This window comes from Microcoleus pseudofavosus SVA1_A4, assembly GCF_036700565.1.
Lineage (GTDB): Bacteria > Cyanobacteriota > Cyanobacteriia > Cyanobacteriales > Microcoleaceae > Microcoleus.
The window spans coordinates 20,558-37,871 of sequence record NZ_JAUBPE010000061.1; the positions used below are offsets into that span (position 1 = coordinate 20,558).

General features: G+C 47.0%; 14 protein-coding genes, 1 tRNA gene, 1 pseudogene and 1 other annotated feature. Of the genes and pseudogenes, 12 read left to right on the forward strand and 4 right to left on the reverse strand.

Features of this window, described 5'->3' with window-relative positions; genetic code table 11:
- Window positions 1–25: 25 nt before the first annotated feature.
- The 3 genes from QUA02_RS23100 (at window position 26) to QUA02_RS23110 (ending at window position 5,892) form a co-directional block, all read left to right on the forward strand.
- Window positions 26–1,060: a ParA family protein gene (locus QUA02_RS23100; RefSeq protein WP_333031051.1), complete on the forward strand. Its 1,035-nt coding sequence runs from the start codon at window positions 26–28 to the stop codon at window positions 1,058–1,060.
- 9 nt (window positions 1,061–1,069) lie between these two features.
- Window positions 1,070–1,672 carry a HEPN domain-containing protein gene (locus tag QUA02_RS23105; RefSeq protein ID WP_333031053.1) on the forward strand — a complete coding sequence of 201 codons (603 nt, stop codon included), beginning with the start codon at window positions 1,070–1,072 and terminating at the stop codon, window positions 1,670–1,672.
- A 92-nt stretch (window positions 1,673–1,764) separates the two neighbouring features.
- On the forward strand, window positions 1,765–5,892 hold the full coding sequence (locus QUA02_RS23110; RefSeq protein ID WP_333031057.1) for a non-ribosomal peptide synthetase: 4,128 nt from the start codon (window positions 1,765–1,767) through the stop codon (window positions 5,890–5,892).
- Window positions 5,893–5,924: 32 nt separating this feature from the next.
- Here the strand turns inward: QUA02_RS23110 and QUA02_RS23115 are convergent, their stop codons facing one another.
- Window positions 5,925–7,334 carry an inorganic phosphate transporter gene (locus tag QUA02_RS23115; protein ID WP_445305199.1) on the reverse strand — a complete coding sequence of 470 codons (1,410 nt, stop codon included), beginning with the start codon at window positions 7,332–7,334 and terminating at the stop codon, window positions 5,925–5,927.
- A gap of 67 nt (window positions 7,335–7,401) precedes the next feature.
- Here QUA02_RS23115 and rplS point away from each other — a divergent pair, with 67 nt between their 5' ends.
- From rplS to rplL, 9 genes are all read left to right on the forward strand, one after another.
- Window positions 7,402–7,785 carry a 50S ribosomal protein L19 gene (rplS, locus tag QUA02_RS23120; RefSeq protein ID WP_333031059.1) on the forward strand — a complete coding sequence of 128 codons (384 nt, stop codon included), beginning with the start codon at window positions 7,402–7,404 and terminating at the stop codon, window positions 7,783–7,785.
- Between the two features lie 134 nt (window positions 7,786–7,919).
- Window positions 7,920–7,992 (forward strand) — tRNA-Trp (locus QUA02_RS23125).
- Window positions 7,963–8,172, forward strand: a complete 210-nt coding sequence (locus tag QUA02_RS23130; protein ID WP_172186533.1) for a hypothetical protein — start codon at window positions 7,963–7,965, stop codon at window positions 8,170–8,172. The genes QUA02_RS23125 and QUA02_RS23130 overlap by 30 nt, the downstream gene beginning before the upstream one ends.
- A 151-nt stretch (window positions 8,173–8,323) precedes the next feature.
- Entirely contained in the window at window positions 8,324–8,557 is a 234-nt protein-coding gene (gene secE / locus QUA02_RS23135; protein ID WP_172186534.1) for a preprotein translocase subunit SecE, read from the forward strand.
- Window positions 8,554–9,192: a transcription termination/antitermination protein NusG gene (gene nusG, locus QUA02_RS23140; protein WP_332953948.1), complete on the forward strand. Its 639-nt coding sequence runs from the start codon at window positions 8,554–8,556 to the stop codon at window positions 9,190–9,192. Before secE ends, nusG begins: the two co-directional genes overlap by 4 nt.
- A gap of 3 nt (window positions 9,193–9,195) precedes the next feature.
- Complete coding sequence (gene rplK, locus QUA02_RS23145; RefSeq protein ID WP_333031062.1) at window positions 9,196–9,621, forward strand: 50S ribosomal protein L11; 426 nt, start codon at window positions 9,196–9,198, stop codon at window positions 9,619–9,621.
- A 249-nt stretch (window positions 9,622–9,870) separates the two neighbouring features.
- Window positions 9,871–10,584: a 50S ribosomal protein L1 gene (gene rplA, locus QUA02_RS23150; RefSeq protein ID WP_333031065.1), complete on the forward strand. Its 714-nt coding sequence runs from the start codon at window positions 9,871–9,873 to the stop codon at window positions 10,582–10,584.
- Between the two features lie 109 nt (window positions 10,585–10,693).
- Window positions 10,694–10,866: a sequence feature (ribosomal protein L10 leader region), on the forward strand.
- Window positions 10,867–10,895: 29 nt separating this feature from the next.
- Entirely contained in the window at window positions 10,896–11,552 is a 657-nt protein-coding gene (gene rplJ, locus QUA02_RS23155) for a 50S ribosomal protein L10 (protein ID WP_333031067.1), read from the forward strand.
- A gap of 124 nt (window positions 11,553–11,676) precedes the next feature.
- Entirely contained in the window at window positions 11,677–12,063 is a 387-nt protein-coding gene (gene rplL, locus QUA02_RS23160; RefSeq protein WP_333031069.1) for a 50S ribosomal protein L7/L12, read from the forward strand.
- Between the two features lie 409 nt (window positions 12,064–12,472).
- Here rplL and QUA02_RS23165 read toward each other — a convergent pair whose 3' ends face one another.
- From QUA02_RS23165 to QUA02_RS23175, 3 genes and pseudogenes are all read right to left on the reverse strand, one after another.
- A complete protein-coding gene (locus tag QUA02_RS23165) occupies window positions 12,473–14,080 on the reverse strand; it encodes an FAD-dependent oxidoreductase (protein WP_333031072.1) in 1,608 nt (535 codons plus the stop codon).
- A 184-nt stretch (window positions 14,081–14,264) separates the two neighbouring features.
- Entirely contained in the window at window positions 14,265–16,172 is a 1,908-nt protein-coding gene (locus QUA02_RS23170; RefSeq protein ID WP_333031075.1) for a ribbon-helix-helix protein, CopG family, read from the reverse strand.
- 809 nt (window positions 16,173–16,981) lie between these two features.
- Window positions 16,982–17,179: pseudogene (locus tag QUA02_RS23175) on the reverse strand (phycoerythrobilin:ferredoxin oxidoreductase); the annotation flags it as partial.
- Between the last annotated feature and the right edge of the window lie 135 nt (window positions 17,180–17,314).

The window sequence follows — 17,314 nt, forward strand, 5'->3', positions numbered from 1 at the left end:
TCGTCCCTTCCAAGAAATAAACCAAATGAGTTCATACGCTTTCTGGAACAATAAAGGCGGCGTCGGCAAAAGCTTCCTTTGCTTTGCAGCAGCTTCCGAATATGCTTACCGTTACCCCGATACAGATGTCTATGTAATTGATTTATGTCCGCAGGCGAATGTGTCGGAAATGCTACTTGGCGGATATTTCACTAGCCCAGATGCGCTGCATTTTTTAATGAGCAAAACTCCGCGCGCAACAGTAGCAGGCTATCTAGAAGCGCGTCTAAATTCTCCATTTCGGATGCTTGCAGACGTATCGCCATATATATGCGAACCGAAAGAATTCAATCCGAATATACCAGAGAATCTAAGACTTGTATGCGGGGACAATTACCTGGAAATAATTTCTGAAGCAATCCGACAAACATCCCAGTTGGAAATACCTTATGACTCGTGGAAACAGGTGCTAAGTTGGGGACGAGATTTGACGGTTGCCCTGCGTTCGTATAGTGGCGATCGCGATACCATATTCTTCATAGACTGTAGTCCTAATTTTGCTATTTCTACACAGCTTGCTCTTGTGGCTGCCGAAAACTTGATTGTACCATTTATAGCGGACTATACTTCACGTCTTGCGATCGAGAATGTCCTGGCAATTCTCTATGCCATAACCGACCCGCATACTGCGCCATACGCACGAATTGCTTTTGCAAAACGCGCTAAGGAAGAAGGTGTACCTGTACCAAAATTACATACATTCGCGATCCAACATTTGACTTTGTACGAAGGGAGAGCGAGCCAGGCATCCGAAGCTGTAAACCAGACAATTATGCAGATGATGGATGATATACACAAGAAGCACCGTCATATTTTTGCTAACTCCAAAGACAAGCCGAGTAACACCTTCATTGAAATCCCAGATTTTGCCAGCGGTTCTGTACTCGCTGCTACGACTGGCACGCCCTTGCACAAACTCACACTAGCAGCCAAAAACATCGCGGGCGAGCAGGTGCAATTGAATGCAGAGTCATTGCAAAGGTACCGAGATGCACTTGAAAAGTTCGTGAACTGTCTTTAGGAAATCGCCGTGCCGTCACCAGCAGCCTTGAAGTACAAAACAGCGTCCAACACGGCTAGAACACTTCGCGAAACCGCTACCGATCCCCGCTTGCAACCAATATCGCGCAGTCAAACACAAGTCTACTACCACTCCGCTCTAGCTGCATTCGTTGCTGCATGGGATGCTTACATAAACGAACTCGTTCGCAATTTTTTCGCTGCAACTGCAAATCCTTTAGATCCCAAATTTCATGCCGTACATTCTATTGCTAGAGATGCGGCGGAACGCGCACTTGAAAGATTTAATACACCAAACGCGGAGAACACGCGAAACCTTCTGATTCAAAACACTGGTTACGATCCTATTGGCGATTGGGTTTTGTCTGCAAGAAGCCTGAGCGGATTAGCCGTTCGGCAGAGGCTCAATGAGATTTTAAGAGTGCGGCACAGTTTTGCACATGGTTTTGCTATTCCCGCGCTTTCTTGGACTCAAACAGCAACTGGAAAAGTTCGGCTTACGGCTAAAGCGATAGACGATGTTGATGTGTTTTTTACACATCTTGTGAATGTTACCGACCTCGGCATGAAGCAGCATATCGAAACGAGTTATAGTCTAGTATTGCCTTGGTAAAGATTTTAATGAAAGAAATGAAATCTTCTCTATGTAATATTTGTAGGCTACTTTGTACGCGCTTTCCTTTAAGGCTTTCCTGATAATTTGATATGACTCAGTATCTTTCCGACAATTCCCTCCCGGCTGGTGAAGAAAAGCTTAATCTTCCCCAAGAAACAGATGTTTTCGTCTTCCCGGCATCATTTGCCCAGCAGCGGCTTTGGTTCCTCAATCAATTAGCACCGGGCAATCCTTTCTACAATGTCTCAACAGCGCTCCGCTTAACAGGTTCCCTCAACTTCAGATCCTTAGAGCAAACCTTCAACGAAATTGTGCAGCGGCACGAAACTTTACGCACCACTTTTACGATTTTGGAAGGGGAACTCGTACAAATTATTGCTCCCATTTTAACCGTATCCCTCCCCACAATCAACTTACAAAATCTCTCGCCAACTCAGCAAGAAACAGCAGCGCTGCAACTCGCAACCGATGCAGCGCAATGCCCTTTCGATTTAGCCGCCGGGCCGTTATTTAAAGTAACGCTGCTACAACTTAATGAAACAGAACATATATTGTTGCTGAATTTACATCATATTGTGGCTGATGGTTGGTCGATTGGAGTGCTAATTCGAGAGCTGGGAACGCTCTACACAGCATTTGTAAAAAACGGGATCTCGCACTTACCAGGACTGCCCGTGCAGTACGCCGACTTTGCAGAATGGCAGCACCAATACTTGCAGGGCGAAGTATTAGAAACCCAGTTAGCTTATTGGCGGCAGCAGTTAAACGGAATTACCGCACTCAATCTACCAACAGACAGGCAAAGACCAGCCGTTCCATCCTACCGCGGCGCTAAACAATTTATAACACTATCACCTGCTTTGAGCGAGGCGCTAAAGTCATTGAGCCAGCAAGAAAGCGCGACTTTATTTATCACTCTGCTAGCCGCTTTTCAAACTTTGCTGTACCGCTATACAGGACAAGTAGATATTGCAGTAGGAACGCCGATCGCCAATCGCAACCAGAGCGAAATAGAAGCATTAATCGGTTTTTTTGTCAACAGTTTGGTGCTGCGTGCAGATTTGTCGGGAAATCCAACTTTTCGGGAACTATTGCATCGGGTAAAAAACGTCGCAATGGCAGCCTACGCCCACCAAGATTTGCCCTTCGAGAAGTTGGTTGAGGAATTGCAGCCCGATCGCGAGTTGAGCCGCAACCCCCTATTTCAACTTAGTTTCAGCCTGCAAAACACTCCTGTAGCAGCGCTAGAATTGCCGGGAATCGCTGTCGAGGCGATCGACTTTGACGCGGGAACCGCCAAGCTCGATTTAGAATGCCACTTGTGGGAAGATGCAGGAAGCATTCAAGGGCAATTTGTTTACAGCACAGATTTATTCGATCGCGCCACAATTGCGCGCATGGCGGAACATTTCCAAACGCTGCTAAAAGCCATTGTTGCAAATCCCCAACAGCGCCTCAGCGACTTGGCTTTGCTGACAGCACCAGAATACCAGCAATTATTAAATGATTGGAATGACACTCAGAGAGATTATCCGCAAAACCAGTGTTTCCATCAGCTATTTGAAGATCGAGTCGAGCTCGCGCCCGATACTGTCGCCGCCGTCTTTGAAAACCAGCAGTTAACCTACCGCCAACTCAACAGCAAAGCCAACCAACTTGCACGTTACTTGCAGCAATTGGGAGCCAAACCGGAAGTTTTAATAGGGCTTTGTGTAGAACGTTCCTTAAATGCGATCGTCGGCATCTTAGGCATTATAAAAGCAGGCGCAGCCTACCTGCCTTTAGATCCAACTTATCCTCAAGAGCGCCTTAACTTCATGTTAGAAGATGCTCAGGTGTCGATTTTGGTGACTCAGCAGCACTTAGCCCAAAACTTGACGCAGCCGGAAAATTACGGAGTTTTTTCAGTAGTGTGTTTGGACTCCGACAGAGAAATTATCGCCAGACAAAGCTCTAAAAATTCAACTACAAATATCCTACCAGAAAACCTAGCTTACGTCATTTACACATCGGGTTCAACCGGAAAACCCAAAGGCGTTTTAATCGAACATCGGGGACTCTACAACTTAGCCCTAGCTCAAATAGCAGCTTTTAACTTAAACTCAAATCACCGCATTTTGCAATTTGCCTCCCTGAGTTTTGATGCCTCAATCTTTGAGATTGTCATGGCCTTGGGAACCGGAGCAACACTTTACTTAGCCAAGAAAGAATCTTTGTTGCCAGGACAAACATTAATCCAATTTTTGCAGGACAATGCTATTACCCACGCTACCCTCCCGCCGTCGCTGCTAGCAGTCCTTCCAAACGCCGAACTTCCCGCACTGCAAACAATCATCTGTGCTGGCGAATCCTGTTCCCCGGATGTGGTGAAACGCTGGGGTTTTGGGCGCAGATTTTTTAACGCTTACGGCCCTACAGAAGCGACTGTCTGGTCGAGTTTGTCCGAAATTTGCGATTCCCTGCGGGATAGCTTCGCTTCACGCAAAAAACCGCCCATCGGCCGCCCAATAGCTAACACTCAACTCTATATTTTAGATAAAAATTTACAGCCTGTACCCGTTGGAATTCCCGGTGAATTGTACATCGGCGGCAGCGGATTGGCGCGAGGCTACCTGAACCGCCCCGAATTAACCGCCCAGCGATTTATTGCTAATCCGTTTAGCGAGAAAGCGGGAGAACGAATTTATAAAACTGGTGACTTAGCTCGCTATTTTCCCGACGGCAATATTGAGTTTTTAGGCCGCACTGACGAACAGGTAAAAATTCGCGGTTATCGAATAGAATTGGGAGAAATTGAAGCGCTGCTGCTTCAGCATCCCGCAGTCAAAGAAACAGCGGCGGTTGCTGAAGATGATTTGTCTGGAAACAAGCGCCTAGTTGCTTATGTCGTTCCCCATCAAAATCAGACGCTTAATCCCTGGGAAATGCGTAATTTTCTCAAACAACAACTGCCCAATTACATGATTCCCCATGTCTTTGTGGCGATCGACTTTCTGCCCCTAACTCCCAATGGCAAAATCGATCGCAACCGCCTAATATCGCCGCAGAATCTCACTAGCAATTCAACAGATAAAAGCTGCATTGCACCTCGCACGCCAACCGAGTCAACCCTCGCCAAAATTTGGTCAAAAATCCTTAACACAGAGCCTGTTGGCATTCGGGATAACTTCTTCGATTTGGGTGGAGATTCCCTGCTCGCAATCCGCCTCATCAATGAGATCAACCAGCAATTTGAGCGCGAGTTGTCGCTGTCTGCTCTTTTTTTAAATCCGACAATTGAAGGTTTAGCAGATTCGCTAGATTCAGGAACAAATTCTGAGGAATGGTCGCCGTTAGTGGCAATTAAGCCTCGCGGTAAAAATCCGCCTTTCTTCTGCGTCCATCCCATCTTTGGCGTGGTATTTCCTTATGTCGAGTTAGCATTTCAGCTAGGAGAAAATCAACCGTTTTACGGGCTGCAACCTAAAGGAATTGACGGCGAAAGTTCTCCGTTAACTAGCATTGAAGACATGGCGGCTGACTACATCGCAGCCTTGCGTACCGTTCAACCAAAAGGGCCTTATTTTTTAGGAGGCTGGTCTTTTGGGGGTTTGGTTGCTTTTGAGATGGCTCAACAGTTACTCGCAGCGGGGGATGAAGTGGCTTTGCTGGCTGTGCTCGATACTTTAGCGCCGATTCCTGCTAACAAACCTTCTGTTTGGGACGGTTGCAAGTTTATTCTGACTACTGTTTCGCGCTCTATTTGGCCTTTTATATTAGATTATTTTCGCTTGGTGGCGGCTGCGGAAAATGTCCATTTTGGCGGAATTGCAGCGCGGTTCCCTAATTTAAATAAGCTGCTTAATTGGGTAACTAAGTTTTGGTATGGCTGGAATTGGAAACAGGCTGTTATGGTTAGTATCTTATCTCAGGAGTCAAAACAAAAAAGCTGGCGCGAGCTGGCAATTCCCTCAATGTTTACTGTATTTCAGGCTAACAGTCAAGCAACTCTCAGCTATGTACCGAAAATTTATCCGCGCCGAATTACTTTGTTTAGATCCGGGGAAAAGCTCAGCACGAACCATCAAGATCCGACTCTTGGCTGGAGCGATTTAACGACCCAAAGAGTAGAAGTGATTCGAGTTCCTGGCAATCACCTTACTATGTTGAGAAAGCCCTGTGTTGAGGTGCTGGCCAGACAGCTAAACCTTTGCTTGAAACAGAAATTAAGTGATTGAGCGGCCGTTGGGCGCGATCGATCGAATTGCGTTTATTTGACTAAAATCCATTGGGCGATGCTGAAAATGCTAGCACCCAAAGCGGCTGCGATCGGAATTGTCACCAGCCAAGCCGAACCAATTGACAGCAAAGTTTCCCAGCGTACTGTTTTCCAAGCTTTGACAAGTCCGACTCCGACAACTGCACCGACTAAAGCGTGGGATGTGGAAACTGGCAAACCGAAGCGGGATGCTAGCAAGACTGTGGTGGCTGTGGCTAATTCGGCGCAAAATCCGCCGCTGGGTTGCAGTTGGATGATCTTTTCGCCGACTGTGGCAATTACATTTTTGCCCCAAATTGCTAAACCGATGACTATTCCTACGCCTCCGACGACTAAAATCCACAGGGGAACGCTGAAATCCTCTGAGGGAAAGGAACCTGTGCGCCGGATGTAGGCGATCGCAGCTAGGGGAGCAACTGCATTTCCTACGTCGTTGGAACCGTGGGCAAATGCTACAAAACAGGCGCTCAAAACTTGAAATCTCGCCATTTGTTGCTCGATCAGAGAGTGGCGGGGAGGGGGAGAGGGGGAGAGGGGGAGAGTGGGAGATTGGGAAAATATTCCCTCTTTCTTATTCCTTGCATCCGTTACATCCGTTACATCCGTTACAAAATCCGCTGCCGAACCTTCTTCCTTCTCAACTGATTCTAATTTTTTCCAGCTATTGAGTGTGAGGACGATCGCCCCAATACTCCCGATGCCAATGACAATATCGTGAATGGGAAGATTCCAGCCAAATCGATCGTGCGCGGCGGCGATCGCTCCTGTCTGCACCAAAGCGACATCCACAATAGACGGCAGTACAATTATGCCAAATACGCTCAGCAGTGCTGCACTCAGCCAAGGTATCCACTCGCGCATTTGAGATAGAGGATCTGGCCGATCGAGAATCGAATACTTCACCCCACTGTAAAATAGCGCGGCTAAAGCACCGCTAGCAAAAGGTGTCGCCACCCATGTTAGGGAGATGGTGCCGATGGTTCGCCAATCAACCGCATTAATTCCGGCCGCCACGCAGCTAAAACCCGCGATCGCGCCCACCACTGCATGGGATGAAGAAACCGGCAAACCTCGACTGGTAGCGATTTGCAGCCAGATCCCGCAAGCTATCAGCACTGACACCATCCCGATTAAAAATACTTGCGGCTGAGTAGAGAACACATCTGCATTCACAACTCCTGTTGCCAGAGTTTCGGAAACTCCTTGGCCGAACAGCACTGCGCCGGAAAATTCCAGTATGCCTGCAACAATTATTGCCTGCTGCAGGGTTAGCGCCTTCGAGCCTACTGATGTCCCCATCGAGTTAGCGACATCGTTTGCCCCCAAGTTGGCGGCGACGTACAAGGCCAGTGCAGCCATTGCCCCCAGTTGCAGAAATACGACCCCAGAGCTATCTAACATAGAAATTTTTTGACATAAAACGGGCATTTCGATATATGATAAGGGATTGTGAGTTTTGGTAAATCCCATGAAAGGCGCAGAAATAATCCGTTCTATAGAAACGGAAGAAATAAATAGAGTCAAGCAAGAACTAAATAAACAACTCCCCGAAATTTACGTCGGCGACACAGTGCGAGTCGGCGTGAAAATTAAAGAGGGCAGCAAAGAACGGGTTCAGCCCTATGAAGGGACTGTAATTGCCATGCGTAACGGCGGGATTAATGAAACAATCACCGTCCGCCGAGTGTTTCAGGGCGTCGGAGTGGAACGGGTGTTTTTGATTCACTCGCCCCGCATCGCCACGATCCAAGTGATGCGCCGCGGGAAAGTCCGCAGAGCAAAACTTTACTACCTGCGCGATCGGGTGGGCAAAGCTACTCGCGTCAAACAGCGGTTCGATCGCTCCCTGTAGGAATGCACCCAGCTTTCCCTTGGTTCATGGTTCATGGGAAATCAAAAAAAATCAAAAAAAAGTTTTCCATTTACGAGCGCACTGTGTTAAAATAGAAATCTAGAGGTTAAGCGAATTTCAGCAACCTCACCTGTGCGCTCTTAGTTCAGTTGGTAGAACGCAGGTCTCCAAAACCTGATGTCGGGGGTTCAAGTCCTCCAGGGCGCGCTGAATCACCAAACTTTAAATTCTGCCCGAAAGCGCCCGGACTATTGGCTGGCAACAGTCAAAACCGCAAACTTTCGGGTAGAATTAGTTTTTGTGGGCGGTTCGCAAAAAATGCCATCAACAAATGCTCGGTGTGGCTTTTCGATCGTCGGTTTCGGCGATCGGCATTTACGCCGTTGATTGGTTGGGCTTGTAAAAAAGTCGTGGCTTTAGATTAGAGATTTGGGACTTGGGCGTAAGTGGTTAGTGTCACAAAATCTGAGAGCCGCGGGCCACTCACACCATCTAAAATCTAAAACCTAAAATCTAAAATCGCAAGGGGGATTGAATCGTGGCGAAAAAAGACGAAGCTCAAGAAACTCAAGAAATAACGGCGCCTGGGTTTAACCCTGCGGGTTTTTTTAAGGAAACTAGAGAAGAACTCGACAAAGTGGTTTGGCCCAGCAGGCAGCAGCTAATCAGCGAGTCTTTGGCCGTGCTTTTGATGGTAATCCTCTCAGCAAGCCTGATCTATTTGGTGGATAATTTCTTTAACTGGGGCGCGGGAAAGGTGTTTGGGCCATGACTTTTGCATCAGAAGAATCTGAGTATTCCACAGAAGCGACGGGACAGGCAGCATCGCCAGATGTGCCGGAGATTGATGCTCGCTGGTATGCTGTTCAAGTTGCCTCTGGCTGCGAAAAGCGCGTGAAGGCAAACTTGCAGCAGCGGATTCAAACTTTGGATGTTGCCGATCGCATCGTTCAAGTCGAAATTCCGCAAACTCCGGCGATCAAAGTCGGCAAAGACGGTTCCAGGCGGCAGTCAGATGAAAAAATCTTTCCCGGCTACGTACTCATCCGTATGTTTATGGACGAGGATACGTGGCAGGTGATCAAGAATACCCCGAATGTAATTAATTTTGTCGGGGCAGAGCAGAAACGCCGCTACGGGCGCGGCAGGGGTCACGTCAAGCCGCTACCTCTGAGTCATTCGGAAGTAGAACGGATCTTCAGAAACGCTCAGGAATCAGAACCAGTTGTCAAAGTATCGATGTCTGCTGGAGACCACGTTGTGGTACTTTCCGGGCCGTTTAAGGATTTTGAAGGTGATGTGATTGAAGTTAGCCCGGAACGAAACAAGCTCAAAGTTTTACTCTCGATTTTTGGGCGCGATACGCCTGTAGAATTGGAGTTCAATCAGGTTCAGAAACAGAACTAACTAATGGCAAAGAAAGTTGTTGCAGTAATTAAGTTGGCGATTACGGCGGGAAAAGCCAACCCAGCTCCTCCGATCGGCCCAGCCCTGGGTCAGCACGGCGTCAATATTATGATGTTTTGCAAGGAGTACAATGCTAGAACCGCAGACCAAGCAGGTCTAGTTGTTCCGGTAGAAATTTCGGTTTTTGAAGACCGCAGTTTTACGTTTATTCTCAAAACTCCGCCGGCGTCGGTTTTGATTCAAAAAGCCGCTGGCATTGCTAAGGGTTCGGGAGAACCTAACCGCAAGCAAGTAGGGTCGATTACACAGGCTCAGTTACGAGAAATCGCTGAAACCAAAATGCCTGACCTCAATGCTAATGATGTTGAGGCTGCTATGAAAATTGTGGCAGGAACGGCTAAAAATATGGGCGTGGCGATCGCGGATTAAAGTCAGTTGATAGTTGGCAGTTGTCAGTTGATAGTTGATAGTTGGCAGTTGTCAGTAATTCCTGATTGTGAAGGTAAAATCTTCAATCCAAAATCCAAAATCCAAAATCCAAAATCGATCGATTCAGGGGGAGAAGCAAAGCTTCGCTAAGAATCGAACCGAACAAATTTTAGAGATCGGATTGGCTGATAAGTTCAATCTAAAATCTAAAATCTAAAATCTAAAATCGACTGACCCCAGGAGATAACAATGGCAAAGAAAGTATCCCGAAGACTGCAAGAACTTCAAAAGAAAGTTGAAGAGAGACCTTACCTACCGCTGGAAGCTCTGCAACTTTTGAAAGAAACAGCAACCGCTAAGTTTGGCGAATCTGCTGAAGCTCACATCCGTTTGGGAATTGACCCGAAATATACTGACCAACAGTTGCGGACAACTGTATCGCTACCAAAAGGAACTGGTCAAGTAGTCAGAATTGCGGTGATTGCTAAGGGCGAAAAAGTTAAAGAAGCTCTGAATGCCGGCGCGGATATTGCTGGTTCTGAAGAGTTGATCGATGAAATTCAGAAGGGCATGATGGACTTCGATTGTCTGATTGCTACCCCAGACGTGATGCCGTTGGTGGCAAAATTGGGCCGGTTGTTGGGCCCGCGCGGTTTGATGCCTTCTCCGAAAGGTGGCACGGTGACGACTGACATTGCTCAGGCGATCAACGAGTTTAAAGGTGGTAAACTAGAATTCCGTGCCGATAAAACTGGCATCGTTCATGTTATGTTTGGCAAGGCAGCTTTCTCAGCGGAAGATTTGCTGGTCAACCTTCATGCTTTGCAAGAAACTGTTGACCGCAACCGTCCTTCGGGTGCTAAAGGTCGCTACTGGCGCACTTTGTACGTATCCGCAACAATGGGCCCGTCGATCGAAGTCGATATCAGTGCTCTGCGCGATACCAAACTTGATGCTGCGTAGAAAGAATTAAGCAGAAGGCAGAAGGTAAAAGACAGCTTCGGCTGTCTGTGTAAGTCTCTCACAAGATTTGTGTCATACCCTTGCTAATGTCTGCCTTCTGATGATAGCCTAATCAAAAATCAATAAGCTGAAGACCGCAGGTGCCGATCGCTTAATTTCCTGCCGAGGCTGAAGAAATAAAAACTCAAGACTCAAAGATTAGAAATTTTCTATTTTTAATTCTGACTTGTTAATTTTTAATTCTCTGCCCCGGCTCGAAGGTCGGGGTTTTTGACGGGCAATTTTCGATCCTAAAAGGAGGTGAAATAAGTATGGGCAAAAGTTTAGCAGTAAAAAATGAGATTATTGCAGACCTCAAGCAAACCTTGAGCGAATCTCAACTGGTAATCGCGATCGATTACACGGGCTTAACTGTTGCTGAAATCACAGATTTGCGTCGGCGTTTGCGTCCGAAAGGCAGCAGTTGCCAAGTGGCAAAAAACACGCTGATGCGAATTGCTGTTGAAGGCAACGACACTTGGCAGCCGATACAGGAATTGCTAACTGGTACGTCGGCGTTTGTGTTCGTGCAAGAAGATATTGGCGGCGCGATTAAAGCTTACCAAGAATTCCAAAAAGTCTCTAAGAAGACTGAACTTCGCGGCGGCGTGATGGAAGGACGGGTGCTGAAAGAAGCTGATGTTAAAGCATTAGCCGATCTGCCGTCCAAAGAACAACTCATGGCTCAAATTGCTGGCGCTATCAACGGTGTCGCAACCAAGTTGGCTGTGGGTATCAATCAAGTTCCTACTTCGATCGCTCGCGGTCTTAAAGCTTATGTTGAAAAAGACGGCGGTTCAGCAGAAGTAGAAGCAGAAGCAGAAGCACAACCTGAAACAGAAGCACAAGCACAAGCACAACCTGAAGCAGAAGCACAAGCACAAGCACAACCTGAAGCAGAACCTGAAGCAGAAAGCGCATCTGCTTAAATAGTTTGAGTTTTGAACTTTGAGTTTTGAATTAAGAAATCTGGAACTTAAAATTCACAACTGACAACTGACAACTGACAACTGACAACTGACAATTAATCAAATCGAACTAGGAGTTCAAAAAATGTCTACTGCAACTGATGAAATCTTGGATAAACTTAAGTCTTTGACTTTGCTCGAAGCATCTGAATTGGTCAAGCAAATTGAAGAAGCTTTTGGCGTCAGCGCTGCTGCTCCTGTCGGCGGCATGATGATGATGGGTGGCCCTGCTGCTGAGAAAGAAGAAGTAGAAGTACAAACTGAGTTTACTGTCATGTTGGAAGAAGTTCCTGCTGACAAGAAAATCGCGATTCTGAAGGAAGTCCGGGCGATTACCGGTCTGGGCCTGAAGGAAGCGAAAGACTTGGTAGAAGCCGCACCGAAGGCAGTTAAGGAAGCTATTGCTAAGGAAGCTGCTGAAGAATTGAAGAAACAGCTTGAAGCTGTGGGCGCAAAGATTTCTATCAAGTAGTTAGAGAATGTAGTTGATATCAATTCCGGTGACACCGGAATGATGGTTGACTGTTATATCAATTCCGGCTGCGCCGGAATGATATAGAGGACACGGCAGTGCCGTTTCCCTACGCCAGATTTATTGTAGGGACATGGCACTGCCGTCTCCTGATTTCGGGTGATATTAATTCCGATGCAACCGGAATTGATATTAACTGTTAACTGTTGACTATTCCCTAAAATTAATCGCGCGATAGTTACATCTGTCGCGCGATTAATTATTTTTGGGGTAGGGAAACGGCATTGCCGTGTCCTCTTTCACCAGCGCGATTAATTATTTTTGGGGTAGGGAAACGGCATTGCCGTGTCCTCTTTCACCAGCGCGATTAATTATTTTTGGTGTAGGGAAACGGCATTGCCGTGTCCTCTTAGATTTTAGAGGCGGCTTCCATTTGCCGCACGACTGTTAAAGCAGAATAAGAAACACCGGCAGTTCCTTCTCCGGGATGGGTGGAGTCGCCGACTAACCACAAATTTTTAATTGGTGTGCGGTTGGCAAATCCGAAGGGGCCGAAGGTTGGTATTCGCTGCCCGATACCACCCACAACGCCTCTATCTCTCGCTGTATAGCGGGCAAAGGTGCGGGGTGTGGCGGCTTCTTGATGTACGATCGCCCCTGCTGTTAAATTGAAATATTCGCTCAAACGGGCGATCGCCCCTGCGCTGTATTTTTCCTTCAATCCCTCATAATCAACCGAATTCCACCACATTCGAGTATCAGTAAATGACGAAGCGATAATTGTCGCCATTCCCTCCGGTGCTCGGCCATCTCCCGGATGACTGACAGACACAAATAATGAATTATTCTCACCAATCTCGCCTTCGTAATCGTAGAGAAACTGAAGGTGGGGCGGACAATTTGCTGGAATGGCGCTTTCATGCACTCCCAAATATATCACGAAAGCACCGGATGCGGGCGCCAATTTATCGACTCGATATTTGTAGCCTGCCATTTGATGGGGGAGTTGGTTTTTTGTCTCTGAACTTTCTGATTTAACGGATAAATTATCAGTTAAATTATCAGTTAAATTTCCTAAAATCGGCTCGGTTGACAACAATTTTACTAAATTTTGCGCGGTCACGTTGGCAACAATGCGATCGGCAGTTTCTGTCCAAACTTCGCCTGTTTTTTGATTGCGAATCACTGTAGCGGTGGCTTTGCCGTTGGCGGTGACAATACTTTCAACTGTATGCCGCAACAGCACTTGGCCGCCGTAGAGTTCGATCGCGCCTACGAGTCGATCGCTCAATACCTGCATACTTCCTTGTAGATGATACAATCCCTGGGGCTCTTGCGAAACTCCTAAAGCCGTCGCCGCGTAAAGCAGCGCCGTTTCTTCAGTATCAACTTGAGAATACAATTTTAACTGCAAATCCAGAAAAGTTCTCAAGCGCAAATTGTCGCCCAACCCGCACAGCCGCAAAGCATCTCCCACCGTCATAAAAGTGAATGGCAAAGTAATTAGAGTATCGGGCCGAACTGCTTGAATTAATTGCCAGAAATCCCATAAGTTTCTGGGCGGTAAAACTGGATCGCGTCCTTGAAATTTCCAGCTAGCTTTGAACAATGCAGATAATAATTGCCAAAAAGGTTCGCTTCCGGGAAACTGCCGCTGCCTTTCTTGCTGCCACTTTTGCGGGTCTCGCCAGACGCTAATCGGTGCGGTTTCTCCCGGCAAAAACACCGCACAAGCGGGATCGCAGGGTGTGGCGGCGGGAAGTTCTATGTCTAATTCTGAGAAAATTCGGTGGTGAATTCCTCCGGGTTCCAATCCTGCAACCTGCGTGGCGCCGACATCGAAGGTAAAGCCTTTGCGCTTGAAGGTGGAAGCGCACCCGCCAGGGACGATCGCCTGGTCTAAGACTAGCACTTTGTATCCTCTGCGGGCCAGCAGGGCTGCTGCTGTGAGCCCGCCAATTCCGCCTCCGATGACCGTCACGCGGGATTTGCGTTGAGAGGTGCGATCGCTCGTCATAATTTATTTATTGTAATATTTCTTAATAGTATGCTCATATTTTGCAATAAAAAGCTCTTGTAGCCACAGGTTGAAATCTATGGCTACAAGAGGAAGGAGGCCGAGTTTAGAGGACGTTTTGTTTTAGGGGTAAATTGCTCCGGGCGCACCCGAAGCGTTAGACTGTGCCGTGCTGATGAGAGAATCAGCGACGGCGCCACTTGTTGAGATAAGCTTCGCCAATCCCAGCCACAGCCTGCACTTGAGCTAGCTGTTCCCGTAAAGCTTTGATGGTTCTTAGCTGTTCTTGAGACTGTTGCTGCAAAGCGTCGTAATTTCGCTGTATCGCCGCACTCTGGTTCAATTGATTTTCCAGATATTGCAACTTGGTCAGTTGAACTTGGAAGTCGCCGATCGCACTTGACTTTTCTGCCAACTGGTGCTGCAAAGATTCGTAACTCGACTTCAACACGGTTTGCTGCAATTGCTGTGCGAAATTTTGCTTTTCGGTAGCTAATTGCTGCTGCAAACTTTCGTAACTTGACTTCGGTACAGTTTCGGCTAATTGGCTTTCGAGATTTTGCTTTTCGCTAGCTAATTGCTGCTGCAATTGGGCGATCGAACTTTCTGTTTGGGCGACTTGCTGTTGCAAAGATTCCAGAGCACTGGACTTGGATGCTAGCTGCTGCTGAAATTCCTGTGCCCGGTGTTCTGTTTCGGCCAATTGCTGCTGCAAAGAAGCGATCGAACTTTCCCGTTCCGCCAACTGGTGTTGTAAAGATTCGTAACTTGACTTCGCTACAGTTTCCTGCAATTGGCTTTCGAGATTTTGCTTTTCGCTGGCGAATTGCTGCTGCAAAGAAGCGATCGAACTTTCCCGTTCAGCCAACTGCTGCTGTAAAGATTCGTAACTTGACTTCGCTACAGTTTCCTGCAATTGGCTTTCGAGATTTTGCTTTTCGGTGGCGAATTGCTGCTGCAAAGAAGCGATCGAACTTTCCCCTTCAGCCAACTGCTGCTGCAAAGATTCGATCGAACTCGATTTTTCTGCTAGCTGCTGCTGAAACTCCTGTTCCCGCTGGTCTTTTTCGGCGAATTGCTGCTGCAAAGAAGCGATCGAACTTTCCCGTTCAGCCAACTGCTGCTGTAAAGATTCGTAACTCGACTTCGCTACAGTTTCGGCTAATTGGCTTTCGAGATTTTGCTTTTCGGTGGCGAATTGCTGCTGCAATTGGGCGATCGAACTTTCCCGTTCAGCCAACTGCTGCTGTAAAGATTCGTAACTCGACTTCGCTACAGTTTCGGCTAATTGGCTTTCGAGATTTTGCTTTTCGGTGGCGAATTGCTGCTGCAATTGGGCGATCGAACTTTCCCGTTCAGCCAACTGCTGCTGTAAAGATTCGTAACTCGACTTCGCTACAGTTTCCTGCAATTGGCTTTCGAGATTTTGCTTTTCGCTGGCGAATTGCTGCTGCAAAGAAGCGATCGAACTTTCCCGTTCAGCCAACTGCTGCTGTAAAGATTCGTAACTTGACTTCGCTACAGTTTCCTGCAATTGGCTTTCGAGATTTTGCTTTTCGGTGGCGAATTGCTGCTGCAAAGAAGCGATCGAACTTTCCCGTTCAGCCAACTGCTGCTGTAAAGATTCGTAACTCGACTTCGCTACAGTTTCGGCTAATTGGCTTTCGAGATTTTGCTTTTCGGTGGCGAATTGCTGCTGCAAAGAAGCGATCGAACTTTCCCGTTCAGCCAACTGCTGCTGTAAAGATTCGTAACTTGCTTGCAGCGGATTTGGCTGTACACTCACCGAGTCCAATAGAGTTTCTGCCGTTACAGCGTCATTGATGTCGCTTTCTTCGGCTGTTTCCTCTTGCAAGTCAGCGGACTCTACCGCAGTTTCTTCACCTTTTTTCCAAGTGACAGTAACTTCCGTCTTGTCGCTGGAAATATCCAGAGCGCCTTTTGCCAAGCGTTCTAGGAGTTCCGACCTTGATATTCCGAGCTTTCGAGCGATCGCGTTTAATCGATCGGCACTAGAAGGAGTCAGCGAAAGTCCGATTTTGACTTTGCTTTCTGAATTGGAACTAACTACATTGCGATTTTTTTTGACCATTGGCATTTTCCTCATGCCAACCTACACTTATTAGTATAGTGGCTGAAGCTTGTATTAAAATTAATTCTTGTTACTTACCAATTGTGGCAGCTTCCGTTCCAAATTGAACAAAAAGCCGTGAATATACTCTTGGGTCCATTTCTTGCCGTAGAACCGCGCGAACTACCCAGCGCTGATGCTATCGCATACAGCGCGGGCTCCTGTCTTCCTAGGGGAGTGCCTTAAATTGGACTTATACCAATTTAATGTGAAGTTGCACATATCACGATCCCCCTAAATCCCCCTTAAGAAGGGGGACGAAAGAAAAGAATCTTGTCCCCCCCTTATTAAAGGGGGTTAGGGGGAATCAGATTCTATGCAGCCTCATAAAAGATTGGACTTACCTTCCCTCCAACAGCAGAAACGGCTGTTCCATCCGTCTTTAGTATTCGCGAGTGGGTTTGTCCTCACACTCGGTACTGACCGAGATAGAGATGGTAATGCTGCAACAAATATCAGGAATGAAGGCATCAGAATACTCCGAATGCTTGACACAAGGTTCATTCTCTCAAACAGAAAACTTGGAAGTGTAACTTTCTTCAATAACCTTCACAGCGATTCCTGCTAACTGCGCTTTATAAACTAACTTTCACAACCTTGTGCAGCATTTACTTTACTGGTAATTACTATTTTAGTAAAAATTTTATCAAAAGTTTTGCCGATCGGCAAAGATAATTACAAAGTAATTGGGTATTCAATCCACTTACTTTGTGCGCTTTCATCCCGTCGCTCAAAGGAGTACCGTGTTTGGCGCGGGACTTCTCGCTTGTTTAGTTAAACATTCCCCTGGTCGGGTCTTTTTCGGAACGATACCGCAGATAGCGCAATTGAGCTGGTAAGATATTATCTAACTTTGCGGCCGATGTCACCGGTTCGGCGCGATCGACAAAATCTAAATAACTACCCAAATAGTCTTTGAACGCTGTAAAAACCAGAGTTTCCACAACTTCCGTTTCCTTGGGGGATCTCCACCATAAGAATTAAAACATCAGGATAAAATCGCCCGATCGCACGCGCCGAGTTCGCCTAAATATATCGGCAGGTAGATGCCTCATCCTTTATTTTATGGCATATAGATAATGTGTATATATATGCCATAAAAA